This is a genomic window from uncultured Boseongicola sp., from assembly GCF_937988555.1.
Lineage (GTDB): Bacteria > Pseudomonadota > Alphaproteobacteria > Rhodobacterales > Rhodobacteraceae > Boseongicola.
Genome location: NZ_CALJXO010000236.1, coordinates 1 through 7,834 on the forward strand (window position 1 = coordinate 1; position 7,834 = coordinate 7,834).

At 61.3% G+C, this 7,834-nt stretch carries 9 protein-coding genes; 3 read left to right on the top strand and 6 right to left on the bottom strand.

The features are described from left to right. Positions 1-380: DNA gyrase modulator (locus Q1B15_RS14510; RefSeq protein WP_299754788.1), on the bottom strand; the 380-nt coding region annotated here is incomplete at its 3' end. A gap of 129 nt (positions 381-509) precedes the next feature. Beyond that, on the bottom strand, positions 510-2,009 hold the full coding sequence (locus tag Q1B15_RS14515) for a DUF2125 domain-containing protein (RefSeq protein WP_299754790.1): 1,500 nt from the start codon (positions 2,007-2,009) through the stop codon (positions 510-512). A 142-nt stretch (positions 2,010-2,151) separates the two neighbouring features. Between Q1B15_RS14515 and Q1B15_RS14520 the strand changes: the two genes are divergently transcribed. The 3 genes from Q1B15_RS14520 (at position 2,152) to Q1B15_RS14535 (ending at position 5,009) form a co-directional block, all read left to right on the top strand. Beyond that, the gene (locus tag Q1B15_RS14520; protein ID WP_299754792.1) at positions 2,152-2,904 is read left to right on the top strand and encodes an SDR family oxidoreductase; all 753 of its coding nucleotides are present in this window, start codon (positions 2,152-2,154) and stop codon (positions 2,902-2,904) included. Further along, the gene (locus tag Q1B15_RS14525) at positions 2,901-3,509 is read left to right on the top strand and encodes an enoyl-CoA hydratase/isomerase family protein (protein ID WP_299754794.1); all 609 of its coding nucleotides are present in this window, start codon (positions 2,901-2,903) and stop codon (positions 3,507-3,509) included. Before Q1B15_RS14520 ends, Q1B15_RS14525 begins: the two co-directional genes overlap by 4 nt. 291 nt (positions 3,510-3,800) lie before the next feature. Further along, positions 3,801-5,009, top strand: a complete 1,209-nt coding sequence (locus Q1B15_RS14535) for a TIGR03862 family flavoprotein (RefSeq protein ID WP_299754799.1) — start codon at positions 3,801-3,803, stop codon at positions 5,007-5,009. Here Q1B15_RS14535 and Q1B15_RS14540 read toward each other — a convergent pair. The 4 genes from Q1B15_RS14540 to holA form a co-directional block, all read right to left on the bottom strand. Then, a complete protein-coding gene (locus Q1B15_RS14540; RefSeq protein WP_299754803.1) occupies positions 5,006-5,923 on the bottom strand; it encodes a glutathione S-transferase C-terminal domain-containing protein in 918 nt (305 codons plus the stop codon). The genes Q1B15_RS14535 and Q1B15_RS14540 overlap by 4 nt on opposite strands. A 73-nt stretch (positions 5,924-5,996) precedes the next feature. Next, complete coding sequence (locus Q1B15_RS14545; RefSeq protein ID WP_299754805.1) at positions 5,997-6,398, bottom strand: hypothetical protein; 402 nt, start codon at positions 6,396-6,398, stop codon at positions 5,997-5,999. Between the two features lies 1 nt (position 6,399). After that, on the bottom strand, positions 6,400-6,987 hold the full coding sequence (locus Q1B15_RS14550) for a glutathione S-transferase family protein (protein ID WP_299754807.1): 588 nt from the start codon (positions 6,985-6,987) through the stop codon (positions 6,400-6,402). After that, positions 6,984-7,834: DNA polymerase III subunit delta (holA, locus tag Q1B15_RS14555; RefSeq protein ID WP_299754809.1), on the bottom strand; the 851-nt coding region annotated here is incomplete at its 5' end. The genes holA and Q1B15_RS14550, both read right to left, overlap by 4 nt.

Sequence of the window (7,834 nt, forward strand, 5' to 3'; positions counted from 1 at the left end):
AAGTATTTGGCGTCGGGTTCCGGCGCGTCTTCGGCCAGATCAAGGGCCGCGACATCCCAGTTTTTGGCGATCTGGTCGGGGTCAGCGAGACCAATATACGGATCTTCGGGCGCAAGGCGGGCCATTGTAACAGCGCGTTCCGCCATGGTTGCAATGGTGTCGCGCGAGGTGTCAGAGGCGGATACGCAGGCCTGACGTTTGCCGATGAGAACACGTAGACCGATGTCGGTCCCTTCGGCGCGTTCTGCCTGTTCGAGCGCTCCGTTCAGAACGTTGATTGTGACCGATGTGCCAGAGGTTGCAATGGCGTCCGCGGCGTCCGCGCCCGCATTTTTGGCGGCGGACAGAAGGGCGTCGGTCAGCTTGGCAAGGTCAGTCATGCAGTGTCCTTTGGCGGGGTTCGTTTTGAGGTAGTCCGGACAGGCGGGTGCCGCAAGGTCTGGGCAAGCTATAAAACGACAGCGGCGCCCCGATGGGACGCCGCGAATTGCTGGTTTATTGAACTCGGATCAGCGGATGCGCTGACCGTTGGCAAGGACTGAGCCGTCCTCTTTCAGTTCGATGGTGGACTGCAATGTGTCTTCTCCGCCGCCCGGACGGGCAAAGAGGCCGATCATCATACGCGCGCCCATTGCCTGTTCTTCCTGAACGAGGCCCATGCCGACCAGCTTGTCGAGCAAGCCGTTGCCGCCGGAAAGCATCAGGTTCGCAACGCCTGCAGGCGTCGGGATGCCCGTCGAATTGTCGAAGGTGAATGCGCCGTCGCCCGTCAGTTCAGCGCCCGCGATGGTCAGCTGCAGGGCGTTGACGTTCAGGTCTTCGATCGAGCCGGGGATGCCTGGGGTGCCGCTTTCGGCGAATTCGGGTGCGGTGAAGTCCTGGCTGACGATGACGTTGCCGCCCGTGTCGACAAGAAGCGTGATCGGGTCGCGCGGTAGGGCGCCTGCGGGATCGATCATGCCCCAAAGCATATCGTCAATTTCCAGGCCGACCATAGTGAATGAAAGCGCGAAAGGTTGCGGATCATCGCCCGGGACGAGGGGCATCGAGAATGCGCCGCCGCTTTGGGCCATGCGAAAAGTCATCGGCGGAAGCGGGATGGTCGAGCCGCCGATGGAGACGGTGACGTCGTTTGTCGTCCCACCGTAGGAGATGCCATTTTTGTCCATTGCTCCGCTGATTTCACCCGAAAGGGCGGCGGCGGCCATCTGGAAGCTGCCATCTGAGGTGTCGACTATGATGTCGTATGTGACCTCGCCGTGCGTGCCGCTGCCGATCTGGGTCGTTCCGGCTTCGATCAGTTGTGCAAGAGACATGTTCGGTGCGATATTGCCGACGGAGCCGCGCGTGGTTTGTGTCAGGTCTTTCATCGTCAGACTGAACGCACCGGACCCTTCCTCGGGCGTTTCGCCCCGGAAGTTCATGACCAGCGACAGAAGGTCCAGCGCCGTCTCGCTGTCGTAGGAGCGCGCGTCTGCTCCGGTGAATTCGACGAAGCCGGTCAGCGCGGAGAGGGTGAAATCGAAGTCTACGGGGACATCATCCGGGACCTCCGGGCCTTCCATGATGAAATCGGTCATCTCGACGGTTGGGTAGTCGAAGTCATACCGCAAGTTGTCTGGTGTCCCGGAGGCAATCAGCTTGGCGTCGGGCTGACGGATGGTGAAGCCGACAATGCCGTCTTCGCCGTCCGGGCCGGTGACGCTGAGTGTGAAGGTAAGTTCGTCGTCCATATCGACCGTGACTGTGCCGTCGCCGTTGTCAGCAAAGGTCAAGGTGCCAAGCTCCCAGACGGAGGCGCCGTCTGCGACGGGAATGGCGGCGGAAAGACCGATGATTGAGATGGCATCGCCGTCATTGCTGGTGCGGTCGAATGTCAGGTCGGCACCGTAGCGTGCGAGGAGAGACTGCCAGTCGTCCCAGACTTCGGACGGGGTGATATCGGCGAGGGCAGGACCTGCTGCGAGAGCCAGGGCAGAGGTCAACGTGAGGGTGCGAAAGAAAGGCATAATATAAGTCCGGTTCAAAATTCGGGGGTGTCGACACAATCCTGTGTCCGCCAAGGGGCGTCAAGGCAAGGGTTTTGCCGCGACGACAGGTGGGATAAGCGTGGCGATGTTAACACGCAGTATGGCAAAAATGAGGTTTGAGATGTCTGTTCTTGGCAAGACAGTGATGATTACCGGGGCAAGTCGGGGGATCGGCGCGTCTGCAGCAGAGGTGTTCGCAGGGGCTGGGGCAAATGTGGTTTTGGTGGCGCGCGGCGGTGAGGCGATCACGGAGATCGCGGGGTCTATAGGGGATCAGGCGCTGGCCGTTCCTTGCGACGTTAGCGATTATGCGCAGGTTGAAGCGGCGGTTCAGGCGACAGAAGCGGCTTTTGGGCCGGTGGATATATTGGTAAACAACGCCGGTATGATCGAGCCAGTAGCGCATCTTTCCGCGATTGCGCCGGGCGATTGGGACCGGGTGATTGATGTCAATCTGAAGGGTGTTTTCTATGGCATGCGCGCTGTTTTGCCGGCGATGATCGCGCGGGGGTCAGGGACGATTTTGAACATCTCGTCGGGGGCCGCGACCAATCCGATTGAGGGATGGTCGCATTACTGCACCTCGAAGGCCGGCGTTTTGATGCTGACCCGCATGGGCGACAAGGAAAATCGCGAATATGGGGTTCGCGTGATTGGGTTGTCGCCGGGAACAGTCGCAACCGAGATGCAGCGCGAGATTAAGGCCAGTGGGGTAAATCCTGTTAGTCAGCTGGACTGGTCGGTCCATATCCCGCCTGAATGGCCTGCGCGGGCATTGGTGTGGATGTGTGGTTCGGATGCGGATGCATATTTGGGGCAAGACATTTCGCTGCGTGATGACGCTATCCGCCGCACGGTTGGGTTGATTGAATGATTGAGACGGCGGTTGATGGGCGTGTCTTGACGCTGACGCTTAATCGTCCAGAGAAGGCGAATGCGTTGACGCTTGAGATGCTGAGGACGCTGGCCGATCAGTTTGAGCGCGTGGACCCAGATGTTTGTGCCGTGGTTTTGACCGGTACGGGCAAGGTGTTCAGTGCTGGTGCCGATTTGGACGCCGCACGGGCCGGGTTGGCAGTTGATCCGGTTTGGGAGCGATTGTCGCGGGCGGTTGCGGGATGCCCCGCGTTGACTGTGGCCGCAATGAATGGAACGGCTGCGGGGGGCGCCTTGGGCATGGTGCTTGCCTGCGATTTGCGGGTCGCGGTGCCGGGAGCGAAGATGTTTTACCCGGTGATGAAGCTGGGATTTTTGCCGCAACCGTCGGATCCGATGCGGTTGGTCGCTTTGGGCGGCGTGTCGGCAGCGCGGCGCGTGTTGCTGGCCGGAGAGCGGCTGGACGCTGCGTCCGCGCAGGCGCTTGGGTTGCTGGATGCGATTGCGGACGACTGTGTTGCGGCGGCACATATGATGGCGGCGGATGCCTGTGCGGCGGGGCAGGAGCATGTGGCCGCGATCAAGGCGATGATCCCGCGCTAACGATGTTTGCGACGCTTTCCGGGGGGTTTGGAGTGGACGTCGGGCGGTCTCCGGGTGACCCATACGAGGAAGGTCTTCAGCCTTGAATGCTCGCGGAGTGCCTCGGGCATATGGGAGGCGCGGGCAAGCTCGGTTTTGGTGAGCGTGACATGAATTTCGGTGTGACAAATCTGATGAAGTAAAACGGTTGGGCCTCCCTTGCCGCCCCGGAGTTTGGGGACGAGGTGTTGGAGGCTTTGTTTGGCCTGCGCCAATAGAGGACGCAGGCAAAGAGAGCAAAAGGGATCGCTCATGGATAATACATCTGGACGTGCCGGGGATTTTGACAAGGTCGAGGCATTGGTGGTGGGCGGCGGACCAGCAGGGTTGGCGGCGGCGGAGGTGATGTCGGCGCGCGGCTTGTCTGTTGTCGTTGTCGACGCGATGCCTTCCGTCGGGCGTAAGTTTCTGATGGCGGGGAAATCGGGTCTGAACCTGACGAAGGACGAACCCTTGGCGGCGTTATTGGCGCGGTACGGGGATGGGTCGGTGGCGTTCGCTGAGGCGGTTAAAGCGTTTGGGCCGGAGGCAGTTGTCGCCTGGGCACGCGCGCTTGGTGAGCCGGTGTTTACCGGATCTACAGGACGGGTGTTTCCGAAGGCGATGAAGGCCTCGCCACTTTTGAGGCGCTGGATGGGGCGTTTGGGTGAGCAGGGCGTCGAGGTGCGCGCGCGTTGGCGCTGGACCGGCTGGGACGGCGATGCCTTTGTGTTTGCGACGCCGGAGGGCGAGCGTCGGATTGAGGCTTCGGTTGCGGTGATGGCGCTGGGCGGTGGCAGTTGGGCGCGGCTTGGGTCGGACGGGGCCTGGGCGGATATTTTTGCGGCGTCTGGCGTGACATGCCGGGCGTTTCAGGCGTCGAATGCGGGGCTTTTATTGGACTGGTCGCCGCATATGGCGGCGTATTTTGGGTCACCGGTGAAGGGCGTGGCCTTGGGCGCGGGCGATGTGGTCAGCCGGGGCGAGTGGGTTGTGACACAGCGCGGAATTGAAGGTGGCGGCGTCTACGAGGTCACGCGCGCGATGCGCGAAGGTGCGGCGCTTTCGGTGGATTTGTTCCCTGATTTAACGGTTGAACAAGTGGCTGTGAAGTTGTCGCGGGATCGCGGGAAATTGAGCGTCTCTAACTATTTGCGCAAAGCGCTGAAGCTGACGGAGGTGCAGCGGGCGTTGTTGATGGAGTGGGGCCGACCATTGCCGGAGGGCGTGGCTTTGGCGGCATTGATTAAGGCTCTGCCGGTGCCGGTTCGGGGGGCGTTTCCGTTGGACGAGGCGATTTCAACTGCGGGCGGCGTCGCTTGGGACGCCTTGGACGGGTTTATGCTGCGCGATCGCCCAGGGGTGTTTGCGGCCGGAGAAATGCTGGATTGGGATGCGCCGACGGGTGGCTATCTGATCACGGGATGTCTGGCGACAGGGCGGGCTGCAGGCGCTGCTGCGGTGAAGTTTCTCGCGCGTTAGAGCGACCAGTCGATCTGGGGGCCTGCGGGGATGATGCCGAGGGGGTTTCTCAGCTCGGATTGGGAATGATAGCCATTTTTGTAGACCTCAAAGCGGACGGTCTCGGCGATACCCGGCATGGCGTAGAAGCGGCGCGCGTAAGTCCATAAGGCAGGGTAGTCGGTGATCCGGCGGATATTGCATTTGAAAGCGTAGTGATACGCGACATCGAAGCGCGCAAGGGTCGGAAACAGGCGCAAATCGGCTTCGGTCATCTGATCGCCTGTGAGCCATTTGGTTTTCTGGAGTTGAGCGTCTATGGCGTCGAGTGTCTCGAAGACTTCGGCCACGGCGATGTTGTAGGCGTCTTGGGTGCGCGCGAACCCTGCCCGGTAGACCCCGTTATTGAGGGTCGGGTAGATGCGGTCGTTCCAGGCGTCGATCTGAGGGCGTAAGGGTGCGGGGTAAAGGTCGGGCCCTTTGTTGAACGTGAGGAACATCCGGATGATGTCCGCGCTTTCGTTCGACACGATTTGGCGGGTTTCGCGGTCCCACAGGACGGGCATGGTGCAGCGACCGGTATAGCCGGGGTGTTGGTGAGCGTAGACCTCGTGGATGGCTGAGACGCCAAGCTCGGGGTCTGAGTATTCTCCGGTTTCGTCGAAGACCCAGCCTTGGTCGGTGCGACGGGGGCGGGCGAAGGAGACGGGGATATCGTTCTTAAGTCCGAGAATTTCGCGGGCGATGAGGGCCCGGTGGGCCCAGGGGCAGTTCCAAGCGACATAGAGGTGATAGCGGCCTGCAGCGGGCGGGAAGGGGCCGTCGGGGGTGATCCAGTCACGGATTTTGGCCTCGGCGCGCTTGAATTCACCACCATTAAGGGTGTCTGCGCCGGGGTCTTCCATGTGGTAGGTGCCGTTGATCATCACGCCCATTTTGGTGCTCCCTGTTCGATAGCGGAAGACATAGAGCGTTTGAAGCGGTCTGGCGACGCGCAGGGGGTGTGCGTCAGGCGCCGGGTTGGAAAGTAGACACCAGAATCACCCAGGATTCGGCGGGCCGGATCATGGTGTAATGGTGACGCCAGCTGCGTTCCAAAGTGCCATCCCCTCGCAAAAGCTCCCAGTTGGCAGTGATCAGCGCAACGTGAGAGCCCTGGGTGGTGAGGTCTGAGCCGGCCAGACGCGCAGTCGTCACGCTTGCCTGAAGAAGGGCTGCACGACGCTGCTCGTTGAAGGCGATGAGGTCGGTGGCGGCTGAAAGGGTTTCGTGGCTGCCGTCAGCGTGGATCATGTGACAGGGCAGGCTAAAGAACCGCGAGAGCGCATCACAGCCAATCGATCCGGCAATGACGGCTTGCCAGGTGTCGCAGTAGAGCCTTGGGAAATCCTTGAGGGTGGTTGCAGTCATGCTAGCGGTTCTTTTGCGACGCAGTCCAAGCGGCGCGCGCTTTCATGCGGTCGAGGTAGGACGTTGAGGTTTCGGCTAGATCGTGCGCGTCGGTGGCCCAGAACAGGCAGTGTGCTGCAATGATATCGGCGATGGTGAAGGTATCGCCACCGAAGAAATCCGCGCCGTCGAGAAGGCGGATAAATTTCTCTTCCGCCAGTTTAAAATCAACCTCCAGCAAGGGAAAGACCTCGGGGTGGCGCATGTCTTTGGGCAGGACGTAGCTATGGCGCGAACGCATCCAAAGCGGGGCTTCGAGTTCGGTCAGAAGAAATGCGATGCGGGCGTCCATTTTGGCACGGGCATGGCTGCCGGGGCTGTGGGTGAGGCGATTTTCTCGGTCCGAGAGGTGGTAGAGGATCGCGGTGGAATCGGTGAGGACCGCGTCGCCATCTTTGAGGACGGGGACCTGCTTCAATGGGTTCAGCGCATTAATCTCGGGGGAATGAGGGCGCGCGATCTGGTGATCGTAAGAAAGGCCCAGTTCTTCGAGACACCAAAGAACGCGGGACGTACGGGTGGCGGTGGGTCCAACGACGGTCAGGGTCATCTGCGGTTCATCCATGCGATTTTTAGGAGTGTGCGCTCCATGAGCGCCATGTCGGGGGCGCGGTTTGTTGAGCGCAGCGTGAGGTCGGTATCCAGAAGGAGCGCCAGCGCGCGTTCGGTCTTGTGCATACCCCATGCGGCCGCCTGGCGTTGGATGCGGTCGCGTCGGGGGCCGAAGACGGGCGGGCGCAATTTGGCGATGCCCTGGCCGGGGCCTCCGGGGTCGGACGCGACGATGTGGAGCGTTTTGAAGTGGCGGGTCGCACCGATGCACAGGCCAACCGCCCCGATGCCCTGAGCCTGAAGCCGTTTCAGAACGGGGCCAATGCGGTGGGCTTCGCCGTCGGCCGCTATGTTCAGAACATCGTCGATGCCCGCCTCGATGGACTGGGGCGCGGAGAGGTCGACTTCTTCGGGGGTGAGCGGGGTGGTGTCGCCGCGTTTGTAAAGGGAGATTTTTTCAAGCGTTTGGCGGAAATCGCCCGGATCGAGGACGCGGGACAAATTGGTGAGCGCCGCCATTGCGTCGGTTGAGATATCTTTCAGGCCGGATTGCGTAAGGGCGGCTTCGATTTCAGCGCGGCTTGGGGGGTCGTCGTAGATGCCGGTGGCGTAGGCGTTCGAGTGGTCCTCGAAGGCCTTGCGAAGCTTGGATTTGGCAGCGAGTTGTCCCGCGGTGACCACGACGTGTGCATCCCCTGCCTGCCAGTCGGAAAGGGCTGCTTTGATCGTTTCGGTGAGGCCGTCGCCTGCGTCCTCGACAAAGACCACACGCGGGCCGGGGAAGAAGCCCTGCGATTTGGTTGCGTCGTTGAGGAGCGCGGGGTCTTTCCGGAGGTCTGCAGCGG